Genomic DNA, 20446 nt, shown 5'->3' on the forward strand with positions numbered 1-20446 from the left:
ACCAGAACACTTGGTCTATCCTGCTGCCACACGTCTGATGTTCAAGCACATAGGAGACAGGCATGAAGACTCTGGAGTTGGCTGGCGTGTCGGTACCCGTCATCGGCCAAGGCACCTGGCGCATGGGAGAGGAGCCGTCCCAGCACAAGAAGGAGGTCGCGGCCCTGCGCCTGGGCATCGAGCTGGGCATGACCCTGATCGACACGGCGGAAATGTATGCCGAGGGTGGCGCCGAGACGGTGGTGGGCGAAGCGATCATCGGCCTGCGGGACCAAGTGTTCCTGGTGAGCAAGGTCTACCCACACAACGCCAGCCGCAAGGGGATCCCCCTCGCCTGCGAACGCAGCCTGCGGCGGCTCGACACCGACTACATCGACCTCTACCTGCTGCACTGGCGCGGCCAGTATCCACTGGAAGAGACCGTCGAGGCCTTCGAACGCCTGCGCGAGGAAGGCAAGATCGGCCGCTGGGGCGTATCGAACTTCGACGTCGCGGACCTTGAGGAACTGGCCTCCCCTGCCTGCGCCACCAATCAAGTGCTGTACAACCTGCAAGAACGCGGCATCGAATACGACCTGCTGCCCTGGTGCCAGCGATCATCCATGCCGATCATGGCGTACTGCCCGGTCGGCCAGGGCGGACGTCTGCTCAAGGACCACACCCTGGCGCAGATCGCCGAGCGTCATGGGGCAACCCCGGCCCAGGTTGCCCTGGCCTGGTTACTGCGCCAGGACAACGTCATCGCCATCCCCAAGGCCGTGCAATCGGAACACGTGCGCCTGAACGCCGAAGCGGCGAACCTGAGGCTCGAACCCCAGGACTTCGCCGCCCTCGACCTGATCTTTGCGCAACCCCGAGGCAAGCAACGGCTGGCGATGGTTTGAAGCCAGGCTCTGGACGCAATTTTCATTGATCCTCTTTCGAAGGAACATCACCGCACCTGTTCCTTTTCCTGACTGACCGGTGGATGCAAGATGACGTTAGCGTTGCTGCTCGCCCTGTTTCCCATCGCACTGTTGATAGCCCTGGGGGCCTGGCTCAGGCAATCGGGCTTCCTGGCCGACAGTTTCTGGCCGCAGGCCGAACGCCTGGGTTACTACGTCTTGTTGCCATCGCTGTTCGTCCATGGCCTTGCCACCGCTCAACTGAGCGAGGTGCCGGTACGCGAGATGTTCGTGGCGCTGGTGGTGTCGACTGTCACGGTAGCGATGCTGCTGGCGGGTTCGAGGCGCCTGTTCCAAGGCACTGACGCGGCCTTTACCTCGGTGTTCCAGGGTGGCGTGCGCTTCAACAACTATGTCGGGGTCTCTGCGGCGGCAGGTTTGTTCGGCACCTCGGGCATTGCCTTGGCGGCGGTGGCGAATGCGGCGATCGTACCGACGGTGAATATCCTCTGCGTACTGATCTTCGCCCGTTTTGGCCCAGGCGGACGGCTACCGCTGAAGCGGGTGGCCAGGCAGTTGGCGACGAACCCGCTGATACTGGCGTGCGCGGCGGGCATCCTTCTGCAAGGCACCGGTACGGGGCTCCCGCCGGGAGCGGACGCCGTGCTCAAGGCGCTCGGCCAGGCCTCGCTGCCGCTGGGCCTGCTGTGTGTCGGGGCCGCCCTGGAACTGAAAACGGCCCGGGCCTGGCTCAAGCCCATCGGCATGTCCTCGTTCACCAAATTCATCATCATGCCGGCCGTGACCCTGATCGCGTGCCGCCTGGTTGGCCTGCAGGGCGACGCAGCGATTGCCGTGTTGCTGTTCCAGTCGCTGCCGACCGCCTCCTCGTCCTACATCATGGCCCGGCAAATGGGCGGTGATGCCCCATTGATGGCCGGCATCATCGCCGGCCAGACACTGATCGCCGCCCTTGCCCTGCCGGTCGCGGTGCTCACCCTTTCGCCCTGGGTGACAGGCAACGGCTGACTTCGCAACAGGTTTCATGACTCCCCTCCGAAATCCGGCGGCGCTGCTAGGCTGGATTTACCGGTACTCACAAAAACAATAGTCTGGGGAGAAATTCATGTTCACGACAGTCCGTCGATTCAGCCGTTGCATCTGCATTGCCGCAGCCCTTGGCGTCACCACGCTCGCCACACCGGCCCTTGCGCTGGACACCGTCAAGTTCATGGCCCCTGGCTCCGTGGGCGGGGGCTACGACCAGACCGCACGGATTCTCGGCAAGGCCCTGGTCGAGGCCAAAAGCGCCAAATCCGTCACCTTCGAAAACAAGGGGGGCGCCGGTGGCACCCTGGGCCTGGCGCAGTTCGCCAACGGCAGCAAGGGTGACCCCAACGCCCTGCTGGTGGTGGGCGCGATCATGGTCACGGCCGTGGAGCAGAACAAGCCCCAGATCACCCTCAAGGATGTGACCCCCATCGCCCGGCTGTTCACGGAGTACAACGTGCTTGCCGTCCGCCAGGACTCGCCCTACAAAAACCTCGCAGACCTGCTCAAGGACTTCAAGGCCAACCCTTCCAGCATCAAGTGGGGCGGCGGCTCCAAGGGCTCCATCGACCACATCGGCATCGCGGAACTGGCCGGCAAGATGGACGTCCCGGTCAACCAGGTGAACTACGTCGCCTACGCCGGTGGCGGCGAAGTGGTTGCCGCCACCCTGGGCGGACATATCACGGTGATCACCGGCGGGTACGCCGAGCTGGCCAAGTACGTGCAGTCCAAGCAGTTCCGCTTGCTGGCCATTGGCGCCCCCAACCGCGTAGAAGGCATCGATGCCCCCACCCTCAAGGAGAACGGCTATGACGTGGTCATCGGTAACTGGCGCGGTGTCTACGGCGCGGCAAACCTGACGCCGGCACAGCGCCAGGAAGTGACCGACGCGGTCATGGCCGCCACCCACAGCAATATCTGGCAGGAGAACATCAAGGCCAACGCCTGGACCCAGAGCATTCTGACCGGCGACGAATTCGGCAAATTCGTCGATGAGGAGCATGCCCGCCTGCGCGCCATGCTGGTCAAGGTCGGGCTGCTCTGACATGGCTCGTCCGAACGGGATTGTGCCTGCTCAACTGGCAATCGGCCTCGGCGTGATTGCCATTGGCTCGGTCCTGGCCATCGGCGCCTTGCGATTTCCCCCCGAAATGGGCTTCGTCATCCTCGGGGCCCACGTCTATCCCTGCGCCGTCGCCGCCTTCCTGGGCGGCGTGGGGGTGCTGCTGAGCTACCAGGCGATCACCGGGGGCTTTCGTGACCTGTCGACAGACAGCAAGGCCAGCGGTGCGCGGGTCGGCGCAAAGCCGGGAGCGGCCTGGGTGACCGCCGGCATCCTGGCCATCGCACTGCTCATCGATGTCATCGGCTTCGTACTGGCCGCCGCCCTGCTGTTCGCCTGCGCCGCCCGTGGGTTCGGCAGCCGGCATCCCTTGCGCGACCTGGCCATCGGCATCGCCCTGACCTTGCCGATCTACTGGCTGTTCAACACCGGGCTGGGGGTCGCGCTGCCTCCCCTCGTCAATGCCTGGATCTGACCTGAGTCGAAGGAGATAACGCCGTGGATATTCTCTTGAGCCTGGCCTCAGGTTTCGCTTCGGCGCTGGACCCGGTCAACCTGGCATGGGGTTTCGTCGGCTGCCTGCTGGGCACGGCCATCGGCGTGCTGCCAGGTATCGGACCGGCGCTGACGGTGGCCCTGCTGTTGCCGATTACCGCCAAGGTCGACCCTACCGGGGCCTTGATCATGTTCGCCGGGATCTACTACGGCGCCCAGTTCGGCGGCTCGACCACCTCCATCCTGCTCAATACCCCGGGGGAGTCGTCCTCCATGATCACCGCCCTGGAGGGCAACCTCATGGCCCGCAACGGGCGCGCGGGGCCCGCCCTGGCCACGGCCGCCATCGGCTCGTTCTTCGCCGGGACCGTCGCCACCGTGTTGCTGACCCTGTTCGCCCCCGTCGTGGCAACCCTGGCGCTGAGATTCGGGCCGGCGGAGTATTTCGCCATCCTGGTGCTGTCGTTCACCACGGTATCGGCGGTCCTGGGTGCGTCGATGCTGCGAGGTTTCGCGTCGCTGGGCATCGGCCTGACCATCGGCCTGATCGGCCTGGACTCGACCTCGGGCATCGCCCGCTACACCCTGGGTGTGCCCGAACTGGTCGATGGCATCGAAGTGGTCCTGGTGGCGGTTGGCCTGTTCGCCGTGGCCGAAGCCTTGTACAGCCTGCTCTATCAACAGGAAGAGTCCGCAGGGCGGCACCGCATGACATCGTTGTGGATGACCCGGGCCGACTGGAAACGCTCCGTCCCCGCCTGGATCAGGGGAACCCTGATCGGCTTTCCCTTTGGTTCCATCCCGGCCGGGGGCGCGGAAATCCCTACCTTCCTGTCCTATTCGGCGGAACGCAAGTTGAGCAAGCATCCGCAGGATTTCGCCGCCAGCAAGGGCCAGGGCGCCATCGAGGGCGTGGCCGGCCCCGAAGCGGCCAACAACGCCAGCGCCACGGGTTCGCTGGTTCCCCTGCTGACGCTGGGCATCCCCACCTCGGCCACCGCGGCGATATTGCTGGCAGCGTTCCAGAACTACAACCTGCAGCCGGGCCCGATGCTGTTCCAGACGTCCGGTGAGCTGGTCTGGACGCTGGTGGCGTCGCTGTACATCGGCAACCTGATCCTGCTGGTGCTCAACCTTCCCCTGGTGGGGCTGTGGGTCAAGCTGTTGCAGATTCCCCGGCCTTATCTCAACGCGGGCATCCTGGTATTCGCCTCCATCGGCGTGTACGGCATGCGTCATTCCTCGTTCGACCTGCTGCTGATGCTGGCGATCGGTTGGGGCGGGGTGCTGATGCGGCGTTTCGATTTTCCCGTGGCGCCGGTCATCGTCGGCATGCTGCTGGGGCCGATGGCCGAGAAACAACTGCGCAACGCGCTGTCCATCAGCCAGGGCGACTGGACGGTGTTCCTGACTCAACCCATTTCGGCCACCTTCCTTGCCCTGACCCTGTTGGTACTGGCGGTACCTCACCTGCTGCACATGCGCGGCATCCGCTTGCATGAGGACGACTGAGATGTCGTGTCGATTCGCGAATCCGCATCGTCCGGGCAGTCTGCTCAGAACAGCCCCATCTGCCCGCCCACCAGGGTCATGAAGTCATCCCCCACGAACGGCAGGATCGCATCCGCCACCGGTTGCAGTTGCTTGGTCACGTAGTGGTCGTAATCGATGGGCGCGCTACGGGTCTCCAGGGGCTCGGGACCGGCAACGGTGATGACATAGCTGATCCAGCCGCCGCTCTGGTATTGCCGCGGACGGCCCTGGCGCTCGTTATACTCGTCGGCGATGCGGGCGGCCCGAACGTGGGGCGGGACATTGCGCTCGTAGTCGTCCAGGGGGCGGCGCAGGCGCTTGCGGTAGACCAGCCGGTCATCGAACGCCCCGGCCAGCGTGCGCTGGACATAATCGCGCACGTAGTCCTGATACGGCTTGCGGTGGAAAATCCGCTCGTACAACTCTTGCTGGAATTGCCGGGCCAGGGGCGACCAGTCGGTGCGCACGGCCTCCAGCCCCTTGTAGACGATCTCGTCGCTGCCGTCGGCGCGGGTCACCAGACCGGCGTAGCGTTTCTTGCTGCCCTCCTCGGCCCCGCGGATCGTGGGCATGAGGAAACGCTTGAAATGGGTTTCGAACTGCAGCTCCAGCGCACTCTCCAGGCCGAACGTCTCACGCACATGCGCTTGCCACCACTGGTTGACGTAGGCCACCAGTTCCCGGCCGATGCTGGTCGCCTCCTCCTGATCGTGGGCACGGCGCAGCCAGACGAAGGTGGAATCGGTATCACCGTAGATCACCACATGCCCTCGGGCTTCGATCAACTGCCGGGTCTGCTGCATGATCTGGTGGCCGCGCAAGGTAATGGACGAGGCCAGCCGCGGATCGAAGAAGCGACAGCCACTGGAACCGAGCACCCCGTAGAAAGCGTTCATGATGATCTTCAAGGCCTGGGACAACGGCGCGTTGTGTTCGCGCTTGGCGGTTTCCCGGCCTTCGGCGACCCGCGCCACGATGGACGGCAGGCAATGGCGGGTGCGCGAGAACCGGGCGCCGCGAAAGCCCGGGACCGACTCGCTATCGTCGGGGTGGCGCAGGCCTTCGATCAAGCCCACCGGGTCGATGAGGAAGGTGCGGATGATCGACGGATACAGGCTCTTGTAGTCCAGCACCAGGACCGACTCATAGAGTCCCGGCTGGGAATCCATCACGAAGCCGCCCGGACTGGCCTCGGGCGGACGCTGGCCAAGATTCGGCGCAACGAACCCCTGGCGGTGCATCAGCGGCATGTACAAGTGCGTGAAGGCCGCCACCGAACCGCCGCTGCGATCCGCCGGCAGGCCGGTGACGCTGGCGCGCTCCAGCAGGAACTTGAGCAGTTCGGTCCTGGCGAAAATCCGCGTCACCAGCTCGCAGTCCTTGAGGTTGTAGCGGGCCAGGGCCGGTTTGTCCTCGGCGAACATGCGATTGATCTCGTCCATGCGCTGATAGGGGTTATCGATGGACTTGCCCTCCCCCAACAGCGTCTGGGCGACATTTTCCAGGCTGAACGAGGGGAAACTCCAGGTCGCCGAACGCAGGGACTCGATGCCGTCGATGATCAGTCGTCCGGCCGCCGAGGCAAAGAAGTGATTGTTGCGCGCACCGTGTTCGCGCCATTGCATCTCTTCCCCGCCTCGCCCCAGGCGCAACGGCACGGCCAGCCGCCGGGCATGCTCATGCAACACACGAAGATCGAACTGCACCAGGTTCCAGCCGATGATCGCGTCGGGGTCGAAGCGAGCGAACCAGTCATTGAGCCTCTTGAGCAGCAGCGTGCGGGACTCGCAGTATTCAAGCTGGAAGTCCACGCCACTGTCATCGCCATTGGGCGGGCCGAGCATGTACACCTGTCGTTCGCCGCAGCCTTGCAGCGCGATGGAATAGAGCTCGCCCTGGGCGGTGGTTTCGATGTCCAGGGACACCAGGCGCAAGGTGGGACGGTATTGCGCGGCCGGCTTCATCTGCGCATCGAGCAGCAGGCCGTCGGCACTCGGCGTGCCGCCGAACCAGACCGGCGCGGTGATGAAGCGCTCCATCAGGTAGCGCTCCGGCGGCCGGATGTCGGCCTCGAACACCTCCACGCCGGCACGACGCAGGGTGGTATCGAGCCGCATCAACTGGGCGTGTTGCCGGCAATACAGGCCCAGCACCGGGCGATGCTCGAAATCCAGCAGATCGAGGGGGCGCAATTCGACGTCCTTCTCTCCCTGCAGCAGCGCTTGCGCCTGCCCCCCCTGGACCTGCGGCACGAACGCCACCGACGGCTGCATCGCCAGGCGCACGCGTCGGGGGCCGGCGTCGGTCGCCAGCCAGAACTCGACTTCGGTGCCGGCCGGGGTATCGCGCCAATGCCGGGTCAGGACGAAGCCCTGCTGTAAATCCACCGCTGCAACCTCGAATCATGCGTGTAGCCGGATTCTACCTGTGGCGAGGGGATTTATCCCCTCGCCACAATGGTGGAAGGACAGGCGAATTCACCGGCCATGACGCTTTTGGACGATTGGCCGCCGCTTTATCGCTTGCTCTGCGTCGTTGGGTCTACGATTCTTTAAGCACTGAACGAAAAGTGCCCGCGCAACTTTTCCGACCCCCACTACCCGCACAAGAACAACACCCGAGGCCCGCCATGAAAACCGTCGCACAGTTGCTCCGGATGAAAGACGAGAAGAACCAGCAAGTACACACCGTCTCCCCGGACGACATGGTGTTGCAGGCCCTGATGCGCATGGCCGAAAAGAATGTCGGCGCCTTGCTGGTGGTGAAGAACGACGAAGTGCTGGGCATCATCAGCGAGCGCGACTATGCGCGCAAAATGGTCCTGCATGGCCGCTCATCGGTGGGCACCCGGGTGAGCGAGATCATGGTGTCGCCCGTGATCACCATCGACCCGCACCAGAACGTCGAGACCTGCCTGAGCATCATGACCGAGAAGCACCTGCGGCACTTGCCGGTGGTGGAGGATGGCAAGCTCGTCGGCCTGCTCTCCATCGGCGACCTGGTCAAGGAAGCCATTGCCGAACAGGCCGATCTGATTCGCCAGCTGGAACAGTACATTCGCGGCGAATGACTTCGGCCTTGCGGGTTGCTCGTGCTCGATGACCATCTATAGTCTAGAGAATTTCTGCCGAGCATCCCGATGGCCGATACCCAGCGATTGATCATCTGCGAACATTGCGATGCGGTATACGAGCCGGTGGTGCTCGTCGCGCACCAGAAAGCCTCGTGCGTGCGATGTGGCGCGGTGATCCAGCGCTACAACAGCCTGACCGTCGAAAAACGCCTGGCCTTGAGCATCACGGCGGCGGTGCTGTGGGCGTTCGCCAACATCTATCCGGTGATGAGCATCCGTCTCCAGGGCCTGAGCAACAGCGCCACCCTGTGGGACTCCATCGTAGCCCTGAGCCAGGGACCGATTGCCTTCATCGCCCTGGTGACGGCGGTGGCGATCATCGTCGCCCCGGCCTTCCAGTTGGCGCTTTTGCTCTGGGTACTGGGCTACGCCCATGCCAATCGACGGGCGCCCGGTTTCAACCTGTGCATGCGCGGCCTGGAAACCTTGCGGCCATGGAGCATGCTCGAGGTCTGCCTGCTGGGTGCGCTGGTGGCGGTGATCAAGCTCGCCGGGATACTGGATGTGTTACCCGGCATCGGCCTGTTCGCCCTGGCGGCCCTGAGCCTGTTGATCATCCGGATCGCCGGTCGCGATGTCCGCGACCTGTGGGACAGCCTGTGAACGGCGCACCACGTCAGACACCGCCCATGGCGGCCGACCTGAACCTGTGCCTGTGCCACGGCTGCGGCCTGGCCTGCGACATGAGCGACGAGCCCGAGCGCTGCCCGCGTTGCGATGCCGTCCTGCATCGACGCAAACCCGACGCCCTCACCCGCACCTGGGCCTATATGCTGGCAGCGATGGTGTTCTATATTCCGGCCAACATGCTGCCGGTGATGAATACCCGGATGCTCGGGGACGGTGCCGACAGCACGATCATCAGCGGTGTCATCGAGTTCTGGCACAGCGGTGCCTGGGACATTGCCCTGATCATCTTCATTGCCAGCATCGCCGTGCCGGGTATCAAGTTCGTGGTGCTCACGCTGCTGCTGGTCACCGTGCAACGACGCAGCGACTGGGCCCAGGTGCAGCGGGCCAAGCTGTACCGCCTGGTGGAAGTCATCGGCTACTGGTCCATGCTCGATGTGCTGGTGGTGGCGTTGGTGGCCGCGCTGGTGAAGTTCCAGGCCTTGAGCGATATCGAACCGCGACCGGGGATCCTGTTCTTCGGCCTCGTGGTGCTGTTTACCATGCTGTCGGCCATGAGTTTCGACCCGCGGCTGATCTGGGATACCCCATCGAACGAGGAGGCCATGGATGAAGTCGCAAGTCACTGACGGACAGACGCCGGCACCGGGCCGCGGCCATGTCACCACCCGACGCTGGTCGGTGTCGCTGGTCTGGATCGTGCCGATCATCGCAGTGCTGGTGGGGGTATCGCTGGTGGTCCATAACTGGCTGCAGGAAGGCCCGACCATCACCATCACCTTCAAGACCGGCGAAGGCCTGACCGCCAACAAGACCCCGGTGAAATACCGCAACGTGGTCATCGGCCAGGTCACCGATGTGCAACTGAGCGAAGACCAGAAAAATGTCACCGCCACGGTCAAGCTCAACAAGACAGCCGAGACCTTCACCCACGAAGACTCGGTGTTCTGGGTCGTACGGCCGCGGATCGGTGCGGGCGGCATTTCCGGGATAGACACCTTGCTGTCCGGGGATTTCATCGGGGCCGACGCGGGTCATTCGAAAGTGCGCGCCAAGTCGTTCATCGGTCTGGAGGCACCGCCACCGATCACCTACGGCGAACCGGGCAAGCGTTTCACCCTGCACTCCCAGGACCTCGGTTCCCTGGACATCGGCTCGCCGGTGTACCTGCGCAAGATCCCGGTGGGCCAGGTGGTGTCCTACGCCCTGGACGCCGAAGGCAAGGGCGTCGACATCGAGGTGTTCATCAATGCGCCGAACGACGCCTACGTCACCGAAAACACCCGGTTCTGGAATGTCAGCGGCGTTGACCTGAACGTGGGCGCCAACGGCTTCGCCGTCAGGACTGAGTCGCTCTCGGCATTGCTGGTAGGAGGCATCGCCTTCAGGGCTCCCGAATACAGCCCCAACGATACGCCGGCCGCCGAAAACAAGAACTTCGAGCTGTTCGCCGACCAGCAAAGCGCCCTGGCGCCGCCCAGTGGCAAGCCACAATACCTGGCCCTGCGCTTCGACCAGGCGCTGCGCGGCCTGCGGGTCAACGCGCCGGTCGAATTCCTTGGCGTGGAGGTTGGCCGGGTGGTCGCCATCAACCTGGATTTCGACGAGAAGCAGCGCAGCTTTCCCATCAATGTCGGCGTGGTGATCTATCCCCAGCGCCTGGGCAAAGCCCACGAGAAGCTGCTCAAGGCACTCAATCACAACCCCGAGGACGAAGCCGCATCAGCCCGCCTGATGGGCAGCTTCGTCGAACGAGGGCTGCGCGCCCAGGCCCGCAGCGGCAATTTGCTGACCGGGCAGTTGTACATCTCGCTGGATTTCTACCCCAAGGCCGAAAAAGTCGCGTTCGACCCTTCCGCCCGTCCGATCCGCATTCCCACCATCCCCGGCAGCCTGCAGCAATTGCAGGAACAACTGCAGTCGGTGGTCGAACGGATCGACAAGTTGCCGCTGGAAAGCATCGCCAGCAACCTGGATGGCAACCTGGTGGAACTGCGCAAAGGCCTGGCCCAGTTCAACAGCAAGACCTTGCCAAGCGTGCAGAACACCTTGCAGGACGTGAGCAAGACCCTGCAATCGGCCAACTCCACCCTGGCCGAGGATTCGCCGCAACGCGAGCAACTGACCCAGACCCTGGACGACCTGGGGCGCATGTCACGTTCGCTGCGTGAACTGTCCGACTACCTGAGCCGCCACCCCGAATCGCTGCTGCGCGGCCGTCCCAAGGATGCCCCGGCGCAGAACCTCAGGTTGCCGGTGAACGAATGACTACAGGAGCCCGCCCCATGCCGTCGATGCTGAAACTCACCGTGGTTGCCGTGGCGCTGCTGCTCGGTGCCTGTCGCAGCGACCCGGTTCATTACCACACGCTGAGCCCGGCCCAGCCGATGAGCCAACGGCACGCCCAGGTGGATATCCGCCTCGAACAGGTCAGCGTTCCGCCCCAGGTGGATCGCACCCAGATGGTCATTCGCCAGGGCAACAGCGGGCTGGCGATCCTGGAAACCGAATGGTGGGGGGCCAGCCTGGCGGACGAGTTGCGCAGCAGCCTGGAGGAACAGTTGAGCAACCCTGGCGCGCCCAAGGGACTGCTGCGGGTGGACGTGCAACGCTTCGATTCGATTCCTGGCCAATACGCCCGAATGGATGTGCAATGGCGCTTGCGCAGCCCAGGCAACGAGAACCCTGCGCTCATCTGCCGCAGCTCCCTGCAGACCCCTGCGGGAAACACCATCGACGATCTGGTGATTGCCCACCAGAACAACGTCCGCCAATTCGTCGACCTGGTCGTGCGGGCGGTGAACCTCCAAGCCTGCCCATGAGCGGATGAAGCGCCTGGTTCCCGGGCCGCAAGCCTGCTTTCTTACGGCCAGTGCAACGACAGTACCGGCGCAATGCGCGGATGCTGGTCGATGCGCTCAAGTACCCCATGGAACTCAGGTCGCATGTCGCGCATGGCCTCCCGCGTTCCGACCCACTTGGTGATGACTGCGGCAAGAATGTCCAGTGCCCCCGGCTCGGCACCGCTGAAGTACGGCTGCGCCGCAAACTGGTCGGCAAACAGCGCCCAGTTGCGATACAGGCGTTGGCGGGTGCCCGTCACCAATTGCTGCCGGGTCGCCTCGTCCGCTTCGGTGAGCCAACGCTGCGGGAAATCGATGATGCCAATGGGCGTGTAGCAATTGGCGGCGATATAGACCAGGCCCCGTATGGCTTGAGCACGCGCCATCGGCTCCTGGGGCAGCAGCTTCGAGTCCGCAAAGGTCAGCCCCAGGTGAATCAGAATCGCCGCAGCCTCGGTCAGCACCGAGCCATCCGGCAATTGCAGGGTGGGCACCTGTTTCTGTGGGTTCAACGCCTCGAGTCGCTTTGTCGCCTCGTTGTCTTCGGTCGAATAGGCATCGATCCGCCGATAAGGCACGCCACACAGGTTCAACGCGACTTCCACGGCCGAGGAACCGGATTGTCTGTGGCCGAATAACTGATACATGAGCCTGCCTCCTGGAAGGGTTCAGTCGATAGAGCATTCCGGGTCACGGGATGTTCCACCTCGCGGACGACCTGCCTATCCACCCGCCAGGTATCACCGCCATCGATGTTCACCATCATGTCAATGAAGTTCTCTTGATGATTGCCCGGCGCAACAATGGCTCCACACCAACCCACTGCACCCCCGGAGCACACCATCATGAAACGCCAAGTCATCCTCAGCCTCGCTTTTTCGGTCCTGGCAGCCAACGCATTCGCCGCCTCTTCCCACCCGATCGTTGCCGAAGGCGGCTCTGATCGACTGATTGAAAACCGCGTCGCCGAAGGTGGTTCCGACCGCCTGATCGAGAACCGCGTCGCCGAAGGTGGCTCCGACCGCCTGATCGAGAACCGCGTCGCCGAAGGTGGCTCCGACCGCCTGATCGAAAACCGCGTCGCCGAAGGTGGCTCCGACCGCCTGATCGAGAACCGCGTCGCCGAAGGTGGCTCCGACCGCCTGATCGAGAACCGCGTCGCCGAAGGTGGCTCCGACCGCCTGATCGAGAACCGCGTCGCCGAAGGTGGCTCCGACCGCCTGATCGAAAACCGCGTCGCCGAAGGTGGCTCCGACCGCCTGATCGAAAACCGCGTCGCCGAAGGTGGCTCCGACCGCCTGATCGAAAACCGCGTCGCCGAAGGTGGCTCCGACCGCCTGATCGAAAACCGCGTCGCCGAAGGTGGCTCCGACCGCCTGATCGAAAACCGCGTCGCCGAAGGTGGCTCCGACCGCCTGATCGAGAACCGCGTATGACTTGTCGGTTCCCCGTAATGCCCGTCAGTGTCTCAATGGAAGCCCGGTCCGATCACCGGGCTTTTTCATGGATTCACACTAGCGCGCCATGCACCGCCGGTAACGCTCATCCACCCGCTTGGCGAACCACGCCGTGGTCAGCTTGCGCGTGATCTTCGGGCTCTTGAGTACGATGCCCGGCAGGACCGCCCGGGGCAGCGGTTTACCCTCGGCCTTCTCGGCCAGCTCGAACACCCTCTTGTAAAGCTGGCTGTCTTCGAACGCCAGACTGTCGCCCAGCTCCAGTTGATCGCGGATCGTCGGATTGCGCATCCCCAACGACTTTGCGAGTGTGCGCACGGCCAGCTCCGTGCTGCCAGGCATGATCGAATCATGCAGGATCAGGTCACCGTCGAGCGCCAGGGGTATGCCCGAAGCACGACTCACCGCGTGCTGGAACGCCGCGTTGCGGCTGGCATACCAACCGGCATTGAAGTCGGCGAACCGATACAGCGGCTCGGTGTAGCTCACCGGGTACCCCAGCAGATGGGCGATACCGAAATACATCCCGCCACGACGGCTGAACACTTCCCGACGAATCGAGCCTTCCACCGCGTAGGGATAATCCCGGGCATTGGCCTGGGCGAAGGCGATACTGACCTGCATCGGCCCACCGGTGTGTACCGGGTTGAATCCATCGAACAGCGTCTTGCCCAGCGGCACCATGCCGATGAAATCATCGAAAATCCCGCTCAGCTCCTTTTCATTGCGCGCCCCATTGAGCCGGTCGCTGTAGCTTTTGCCGTTGGGCGAGCGCACCTGGAGCGCGGCGCTGACCAGCACCCCCGGGATGTGCAGCTTCGCCGCGCGACGGTCGATTTCCTGCCGGGCTATCTTGCCCAACCCTGGCACCGGCGGCTCGGCCTGGAAAGTGGACTCTTGTTCGGTCACCGCCAGCACCGCGCAGATATTCTGCCTGGTGGGAGCGATCCGCTGCGCCGCGAACGCAACGTAGATGTCCGTGGCCCAACCTTCGCGATCCGCGAGCCGGGCCGGCAACAACCGCACGATCTGTGCCTTGACCTCGGCGGGCTGACGTTCAGGTTCCTGCGGCTGGCGACTGCCGCAACCGGCCAGGGCCAACGCTGCGCAAAGACCGATCAACCAACGATTGAATTGCATAAGGCTCCAACGGATTCATGATACCGACGACGGTTCGACATCCTTGGGAGTGAGCTTTTGCGCGAAAGTGCCCTATCGTTCGACACCGGCCCCCCATGGGCCGCCGACCTCACGCAAGAGCCCGCGCCAACCGGCTTGCCGATGTTCATCACTGTACCGCTCACAAGGTCAACGACCCTTCGATGCAGGTCACCACCGCGCCGCCGATCCAGACCTCCTCACCCACCTGTTCCACATGGATCCGGCCGGCCCGGCCCATGGTCAACCCCTGGCTGACCACATAGGACGAAGGTGCCAGCCCCTTTCCCAGCATCCACTGGGCAAGGCCGGCGTTCAGGCTGCCGGTGGCCGGGTCCTCCGGCATGCCGTCGCCGGCGATGAAACCACGCACTTCGAATTGCGCAGCGTCGCCGTCCACGGCCCGGTCCCAAGGCGCGATGACCCCCACGGCCAGGTCCAGCAATTGGTGGTAATCCGGCTTGAGCGCCAAGACCTGTCGTCGGTCCTTGAGCATCAGGGCCAGCCAACCGGCGCCATTGTCGACCCACTGCGCGTCGACAATGGCGTCGGCCGTCAAGCCAAGCCCGTTGCGCACCCGCTCGAGCATATCGGCGTCCAGCGGGCCGGACCTGAGCAAGGGCGGCGCCAGGAACGCCAGGCCGTGTTCACTGCGGCGAATCCTGACCAGGCCGACGCCGCACTCTTGCAGGATCTCCTGCCCTTTCGGTACGCCTCCGGCCTGCAGCCAGGCATGGCAACTGCCCAGGGTCGGATGGCCGGCAAAGGGCAATTCGGTGGAGGTGCTGAAGATACGCAACCGGTAATCCGCCGCCGGATGCCGTGGAGCCAGCACAAAGGTGGTTTCGCTGAGGTTGGTCCAGTTGGCAAAGGCGATCATCTGCTCATCGCTGAGTCCATCGCCCCCCAGCACCACGGCCAGCGGGTTGCCCTTGAGCGGCACTTCGCTGAAGACATCCAGCTGCTTGAAATCGAATCGGCGCGTCATCGAGAGGGTCACTCCGGGATCTTCAGGCCGCGCACCACGGCCGGCCGCGCCAGGAAGCGCTCCAGTACCCGCGTTACATTGGGGAAATTCCGGATCCCCACCAGGTCGCCGGCCTCATAGAACCCGATCAGGTTACGCACCCATGGAAACGTCGCGATGTCGGCGATGGTGTAGCGCTCGCCCATGATCCAGTCCCGCCCTTGCAGGCGACCGTCGAGCACCTTGAGCAGGCGCTTGCTTTCCTCGACATAACGGTCGCGAGGCCGCTTGTCCTCATAGTCCTTGCCGGCGAACTTGTTGAAGAAACCCAACTGGCCGAACATCGGCCCGATCCCGCCCATCTGGAACATCAGCCACTGGATCGTCTCATAGCGTGCGGCCGATTCGTGGGCCAGCAACTGGCCACTTTTGTCCGCCAGGTAAATCAGGATCGCCCCGGACTCGAACAACGCCAAGGGCTGGTCTCCCGGCCCATGGGGGTCGAGGATCGCCGGGATCTTGTTGTTGGGGTTCAGAGAAAGGAACTCCGCGGACAACTGATCGTTGTTGCCAAAGTCCACCTTGTGGGGTTCGTAGGGCAGGCCGATCTCCTCCAGCATGATGGAGACCTTGACGCCGTTGGGGGTGGGCAGGGAATAGAGCTGGATCCACTCCGGGTACTGGGGGGGCCATTTCCGGGTGATGGGGAATGGGGTCAGGTTGGGCATGGGGCGCTCCGCAACGAATGGCAAATGCTGGAGCATAATTCAGGATGGTTCGGCAGGCATCAGCGAATCGTTCCTTGGTCGACTCCCTCAGTCGCGGGCCAGATGGGCGCGTCATGGGAATCACATCGGTTCTTCTTATATCCGCAACATCCTGTCGCTAACGTTTGCCCCAATCTCAAGGAAGATGCCGCGGCGCTATCGAACCAAAGGGTTCGAGGAGACTCTGAGCAATGCCCGGAGGATTCGAAGCGGGTATGTACGACAGGGAAAAACAACGCAGGCCCCAGGCTTCTGCGTTGCCAGGGTTTGTCAGCCCGGTTCGCAACCCGATTCGAGACAGCCCAGGACCATGATCCGATGACCCGTCCCTCGCGTTTCGCCCGGCATTTCAAACGCCGCCCATGGCTGCTGTTGCCGACACTGCTGGTCACCTGCGGCCTGGCGCTGTCGCTGGAGTCCAGCGTCAGCAGCGCCCAGCCGGCCGATGGGGTCCAGACCCTGGTATTCCTGCGCCACGCCGAGAAGCCCGCTGGCGGCCTGGGCCAACTCAACTGCCAGGGTCTCAATCGCGCCATTGACCTGGCGACTCTGTTGCCGGAAAGGTTCGGCGAGGCCGACTACGTGTTCGCCGCCAATCCCACCCGCAACGTCGAAGAAGGTGAGCTGGATCATTCCTATAGCTACATTCGGCCGCTGATGACCATCAGCCCCAGCGCCATCAAGCTCGGGCTACCCGTCAACATCGACTATTCGGCCAACGACACCAGTGACCTGGCGAGCGAGCTGATGGCCGACAAATACCACAACGCAACGATCTACACCGCCTGGTCCCATGGCTATCTGCCGGAACTGATCAACAAGGTGGCCGCCAAGGCCATGGGCAGGAAGCACACCATTACCGACGACTGGGCGTCAGGGGACTTCGATTCGTTGTACGTGCTGACCCTGACCTGGCACAACGGCAAGGCGAGCCTGTCCAGCCGCAGCTACAAGCAGGGCCTGGATAACGGGCAGAAGACCTGTCCCACCTGACCTGCCGGCATTTCCTGCAAACCGGGCCGATCACGAAATGGGCGCGCTGAGGTATGATGCGCCCACTTTCCAACTCACCGGACTCTCTTCATGTCTCCAATCTCTGCCGCCCCCGACCGGAGCTGGTCGTTCTGGTGGAAACCCGCCCTGTTCCTGCTGGTGGCCTGCGTCGGCCTCTACTACGTCAAGTGGTCGCCTTATTACCTGAAGGCGTTCGTCGCCGCCGACAGCCACAACATCGGCAACTCCATCCTCAACGACGCCCAGACCGCGCCACTGATGGCCGCCCTCGCCTACGCCAAGGTGTATTTCCTGGCCATCTGGAAAGCGGCGGTACTGGCGGTGATCCTCGGTTCCCTGCTGCAGGTCTTGATTCCCCGTGACTGGCTGTTGCGCCTGTTCGGCCAGGCCGGCTTCGCCTCGACCTTGCGCGGCGGGCTGTTCGCCCTGCCCGGCATGATGTGCTCATGCTGCGCCGCACCGGTAGCGGCCAGCATGCGCCGGCAGAACGTCTCGGTGGGCGCGGCGCTGGCTTTCTGGATCGGCAACCCGGTGCTCAACCCTGCCACCCTGGTCTTCATGGGCTTCGTGCTGGGCTGGGGCTTCACGGCCCTGCGCCTCGTGGCGGGCATCGTCCTGGTGTTTGGCGTGTCGATGGTGGCCCAGCGCATCGCACGGCCTGAAGTCCTGCCCGAAGCCGCCGTGGAAGCGGTGGCCGAGGCCCGCACGATCGATGCCCAACCCTTCATGCTCCGCTGGGCCCGGACCCTGTGGCAGTTGTTCTGGAGCACCATTCCGATCTATGTGCTGGCGGTGCTGGTATTGGGCGCGGCGCGGGTCTGGCTGTTCCCCCATGTCGACGGCGCCATGGCCGACAGCCTGGTGTGGCTGGTACCGCTGGCCATTGTCGGCACCTTGTTCGTGATCCCGACCGCGGCGGAAATCCCTATCGTCCAGACGATGATGTCCCTGGGCATGGGCACCGGCCCGGCCGTGGCATTGCTGATGACCCTGCCGAGCATCAGCCTGCCGTCGCTGCTGATGCTGCGCAAGGACTTCGACGCCCGCGTGCTGGTGACTGTGGCGCTGCTGACCATACTGGTGGGCATTGTCTTCGGGCTGATCGGGGCGGTGTTGCTCTAACCGGCCCCGCACTGCACTGCGCAATGACTGTGAGGGCCGGTTTGCCTGCCCTCACAGTCGTTCCGGGAGAGGGTTGTCATTCATGCCGGATGGCTTGAACGCATCCTCCGCCGAGCTCAGCCCTGGCGGGACGCCCGCTCACGCAGATACTCCAGCACCGCCGCCTGCTCCCCGGAAAACTCGATCCGCCCGCCCTTCTTCTCCCGCTGGAACACGTACATCGGGTCGTAGTACTCACGCAGCAAGCCTTCGATCCAGCCGCGATGCAGGTCGACGGCACCGCTATCGGCCTGCTCGGCCAGGGCTGCTTCCATGATCGCCATCAAGCGACGATGGCGATCGCCACCCAGGCGCTTGTGGATGTTGTCCAGGCTCGCCAGCAAGCGCTCGGAAAACAACGCAAACCCTTCTTCGCCATGCACGGCGACAAACTCGGCGCTCAAGTCGACGACGTAATCGCGCAGGATCCGCTCGACCCGCCGCTCCACGCTGTCTTCGAGCCAGACCATGGGAACCTGCTGCATGCGCTGGTACAAAGGCAGCGGCAAGGCACAACTGCCCACCATGCGGCTTTCATCTTCCACCACGAACTGGCCAATACCGGCGGCACGTTTTTTCAGCACATCCACCGCCAGGCGGTTCTCGAAATCGATGTTCGAAGGCTGTCCGGTAGCCCGTTTGCCGAAGCTGGAACCCCGGTGATTGGCGTAGCCTTCCAGGTCCAGGCCGTTGCCCAGCTGGTTCAGCACTTCGGTCTTGCCGGTGCCGGTCATGCCCCCCAGCAATACCAGGTCGCATTCGGCAACCGCCTGCTCGACGGTGTCCAGCAGGAAGGTACGCATGGCCTTGTAGCCACCGCCGACCCTGGGATACTCGATACCCGCTTCGTCCTTGAGCCATTGCTGGACGATCTGCGAGCGCAACCCACCACGAAAGCAGTACAGCAGGCCGTCCGGGTGAGCCCGGGCGAACGCCGCCCAGGCCTCGATGCGTTGCGCCTTGATCTCGCCGCTGACCAATTGATGCCCCAGCACAATGGCCGCCTGCTGGCCCTGCTGCTTGTAGCAGGTACCGACACGCTGGCGTTCGTTGTCCGTCATCAGCGGCAGATTGACCACGCCGGGGAACGCGCCCTTGTGGAATTCGATGGGCGCGCGGGTATCCATCATTGGCCGGTCGTTGAGGAAGATATCGCGGTAATCGGTAATGTCACTGGACATCAGGACACCTCGACCGCGTTTGTCTGTCGTTCCACCAGTTCCCCAATCGGCTCCAGTGCCAGGCCCAGCTCTGCGGCCATGGCCAGGAAGGACTCGTTCCCCTCCGGGGTGACGGCGATCAGCAATCCGCCGCTGGTCTGCGGATCGCACAAGACTCGCTTGTGCAACTCCTGGAGTCGACCGATCTTGCTGGCGTAACTGTCATAGTTGCGCAGCGTGCCACCTGGCACGCAGCCCTGGTCCAGGTAGTATTCGACGCCTGGCAGACGCGGTACCGCGTCATAGCGGATGCGCGCCGTCAGCCCGCTGCCGTCAGCCATTTCCACCAGATGTCCGAGCAGGCCGAAACCGGTGACGTCGGTCATCGCCATGACGCCGTCGAGCTTGCCGAAGCGGCTGCCGGGCTTGTTGAGGGTGCACATCCAGTCACGGGCCAGGCCCACGTCGGCGGCCCGCAACTTGCCCTTCTTTTCCGCCGTGGTGAGGATGCCGATGCCCAGGGGCTTGGTCAGGTAGAGCAGGCAGCCAGCGGTGGCGGTGTCGTTGCGCTTCATGTGGCGCTTGCTCACCAGGCCGGTGACGGCAAGGCCGAAGATCGGCTCGGGCGCGTCGATGGAATGACCGCCTGCCAATGGGATTCCCGCCTCGTCACAGACCGAACGACCGCCGCGAATCACTTCCCGGGCGATCTCCGGGGCCAGCACGTTGACTGGCCAGCCGAGAATGGCGATCGCCATCAACGGATCACCGCCCATGGCGTAGATATCGCTGATGGCATTGGTGGCGGCGATGCGGCCGAAATCGAACGGATCGTCGACAATCGGCATGAAAAAGTCGGTGGTCGATACCACCCCGCGCTCCTCGTCGATGGCGTAGACCGCTGCATCGTCCCGGGAGGCATTGCCGACCCACAGCCGGGGGTCGAGGTTCTGCGCGCCGCTGCCGGCCAGGATCACTTCCAGCACCTGGGGCGAAATCTTGCAACCGCAACCGGCGCCGTGGCTGTACTGGGTCAGGCGAATAGGCTCGCTCATGGGCATACCTCTTGTCAGTCAAGATGGGCGATTCTACAGCAACGCCGATGCTTCGGTGCTCACGCCGATGGCG

The 20446-nt window shown here is 63.7% G+C and carries 20 protein-coding genes; 13 read left to right on the plus strand and 7 right to left on the minus strand.

All coding sequences use genetic code 11. The features are described from left to right. The first annotated feature begins 62 nt into the window (after positions 1 to 62). The 5 genes from BW992_RS23795 to BW992_RS23815 all read left to right on the plus strand — a co-directional run bounded on the left by BW992_RS23795 (position 63) and on the right by BW992_RS23815 (position 5007). Positions 63 to 884: an aldo/keto reductase gene (locus BW992_RS23795; protein WP_076407205.1), complete on the plus strand. Its 822-nt coding sequence runs from the start codon at positions 63 to 65 to the stop codon at positions 882 to 884. Between the two features lie 90 nt (positions 885 to 974). Further along, positions 975 to 1913 carry an AEC family transporter gene (locus BW992_RS23800; protein WP_076407206.1) on the plus strand — a complete coding sequence of 313 codons (939 nt, stop codon included), beginning with the start codon at positions 975 to 977 and terminating at the stop codon, positions 1911 to 1913. 97 nt (positions 1914 to 2010) lie between these two features. Further along, positions 2011 to 2982 (plus strand): Bug family tripartite tricarboxylate transporter substrate binding protein, encoded by a 972-nt coding sequence (locus BW992_RS23805; protein WP_072394194.1) that lies wholly within the window; start codon positions 2011 to 2013, stop codon positions 2980 to 2982. A gap of 1 nt (position 2983) precedes the next feature. Beyond that, a complete protein-coding gene (locus tag BW992_RS23810; RefSeq protein WP_072394190.1) occupies positions 2984 to 3475 on the plus strand; it encodes a tripartite tricarboxylate transporter TctB family protein in 492 nt (163 codons plus the stop codon). A 23-nt stretch (positions 3476 to 3498) separates the two neighbouring features. Then, on the plus strand, positions 3499 to 5007 hold the full coding sequence (locus BW992_RS23815) for a tripartite tricarboxylate transporter permease (RefSeq protein WP_076407207.1): 1509 nt from the start codon (positions 3499 to 3501) through the stop codon (positions 5005 to 5007). Between the two features lie 44 nt (positions 5008 to 5051). Here the strand turns inward: BW992_RS23815 and BW992_RS23820 are convergent, their stop codons facing one another. After that, a complete protein-coding gene (locus BW992_RS23820) occupies positions 5052 to 7415 on the minus strand; it encodes a DNA polymerase II (RefSeq protein WP_072394184.1) in 2364 nt (787 codons plus the stop codon). 242 nt (positions 7416 to 7657) lie between these two features. On the opposite strand from BW992_RS23820, the gene BW992_RS23825 reads away from it, so the two are divergent. The 5 genes from BW992_RS23825 (at position 7658) to BW992_RS23845 (ending at position 11613) form a co-directional block, all read left to right on the plus strand. Then, positions 7658 to 8098, plus strand: a complete 441-nt coding sequence (locus BW992_RS23825) for a CBS domain-containing protein (protein ID WP_053154498.1) — start codon at positions 7658 to 7660, stop codon at positions 8096 to 8098. A gap of 69 nt (positions 8099 to 8167) precedes the next feature. Further along, positions 8168 to 8764: a paraquat-inducible protein A gene (locus tag BW992_RS23830; RefSeq protein WP_072394182.1), complete on the plus strand. Its 597-nt coding sequence runs from the start codon at positions 8168 to 8170 to the stop codon at positions 8762 to 8764. A gap of 26 nt (positions 8765 to 8790) precedes the next feature. After that, positions 8791 to 9420, plus strand: a complete 630-nt coding sequence (locus BW992_RS23835; RefSeq protein WP_072394169.1) for a paraquat-inducible protein A — start codon at positions 8791 to 8793, stop codon at positions 9418 to 9420. Continuing rightward, complete coding sequence (locus tag BW992_RS23840; protein ID WP_072394166.1) at positions 9401 to 11059, plus strand: PqiB family protein; 1659 nt, start codon at positions 9401 to 9403, stop codon at positions 11057 to 11059. The genes BW992_RS23835 and BW992_RS23840 overlap by 20 nt, the downstream gene beginning before the upstream one ends. Before the next feature lie 17 nt (positions 11060 to 11076). Then, positions 11077 to 11613 carry a PqiC family protein gene (locus BW992_RS23845; RefSeq protein WP_072394163.1) on the plus strand — a complete coding sequence of 179 codons (537 nt, stop codon included), beginning with the start codon at positions 11077 to 11079 and terminating at the stop codon, positions 11611 to 11613. Positions 11614 to 11654: 41 nt separating this feature from the next. Here BW992_RS23845 and BW992_RS23850 read toward each other — a convergent pair whose 3' ends face one another. After that, the gene (locus BW992_RS23850; protein WP_072394160.1) at positions 11655 to 12281 is read right to left on the minus strand and encodes a glutathione S-transferase family protein; all 627 of its coding nucleotides are present in this window, start codon (positions 12279 to 12281) and stop codon (positions 11655 to 11657) included. Positions 12282 to 12479: 198 nt separating this feature from the next. Between BW992_RS23850 and BW992_RS23855 the strand changes: the two genes are divergently transcribed. Then, positions 12480 to 13070: a phage infection protein gene (locus tag BW992_RS23855; RefSeq protein ID WP_076407208.1), complete on the plus strand. Its 591-nt coding sequence runs from the start codon at positions 12480 to 12482 to the stop codon at positions 13068 to 13070. A 78-nt stretch (positions 13071 to 13148) separates the two neighbouring features. On the opposite strand, the gene BW992_RS23860 is transcribed toward BW992_RS23855, so the two are convergent. From BW992_RS23860 to BW992_RS23870, 3 genes are all read right to left on the minus strand, one after another. Beyond that, a complete protein-coding gene (locus tag BW992_RS23860; RefSeq protein ID WP_072388768.1) occupies positions 13149 to 14231 on the minus strand; it encodes a DUF1615 domain-containing protein in 1083 nt (360 codons plus the stop codon). A 160-nt stretch (positions 14232 to 14391) separates the two neighbouring features. Beyond that, a complete protein-coding gene (locus tag BW992_RS23865) occupies positions 14392 to 15237 on the minus strand; it encodes a PhzF family phenazine biosynthesis protein (RefSeq protein ID WP_072388770.1) in 846 nt (281 codons plus the stop codon). An 8-nt stretch (positions 15238 to 15245) separates the two neighbouring features. After that, positions 15246 to 15944: a glutathione binding-like protein gene (locus BW992_RS23870; protein ID WP_072430567.1), complete on the minus strand. Its 699-nt coding sequence runs from the start codon at positions 15942 to 15944 to the stop codon at positions 15246 to 15248. A gap of 357 nt (positions 15945 to 16301) precedes the next feature. On the opposite strand from BW992_RS23870, the gene BW992_RS23875 reads away from it, so the two are divergent. Beyond that, the gene (locus BW992_RS23875; RefSeq protein ID WP_072388773.1) at positions 16302 to 16976 is read left to right on the plus strand and encodes a histidine phosphatase family protein; all 675 of its coding nucleotides are present in this window, start codon (positions 16302 to 16304) and stop codon (positions 16974 to 16976) included. Between the two features lie 90 nt (positions 16977 to 17066). Beyond that, positions 17067 to 18119 carry a permease gene (locus tag BW992_RS23880; protein ID WP_072388775.1) on the plus strand — a complete coding sequence of 351 codons (1053 nt, stop codon included), beginning with the start codon at positions 17067 to 17069 and terminating at the stop codon, positions 18117 to 18119. 116 nt (positions 18120 to 18235) lie between these two features. Here the strand turns inward: BW992_RS23880 and mnmH are convergent, their stop codons facing one another. Both mnmH and selD read right to left on the minus strand, forming a co-directional pair. Next, on the minus strand, positions 18236 to 19339 hold the full coding sequence (gene mnmH, locus BW992_RS23885; protein ID WP_072388777.1) for a tRNA 2-selenouridine(34) synthase MnmH: 1104 nt from the start codon (positions 19337 to 19339) through the stop codon (positions 18236 to 18238). After that, entirely contained in the window at positions 19339 to 20373 is a 1035-nt protein-coding gene (gene selD, locus BW992_RS23890) for a selenide, water dikinase SelD (protein ID WP_072388779.1), read from the minus strand. The genes mnmH and selD overlap by 1 nt, the downstream gene beginning before the upstream one ends. Between the last annotated feature and the right edge of the window lie 73 nt (positions 20374 to 20446).

Source organism: Pseudomonas sp. 7SR1 (assembly GCF_900156465.1).
GTDB lineage: Bacteria > Pseudomonadota > Gammaproteobacteria > Pseudomonadales > Pseudomonadaceae > Aquipseudomonas.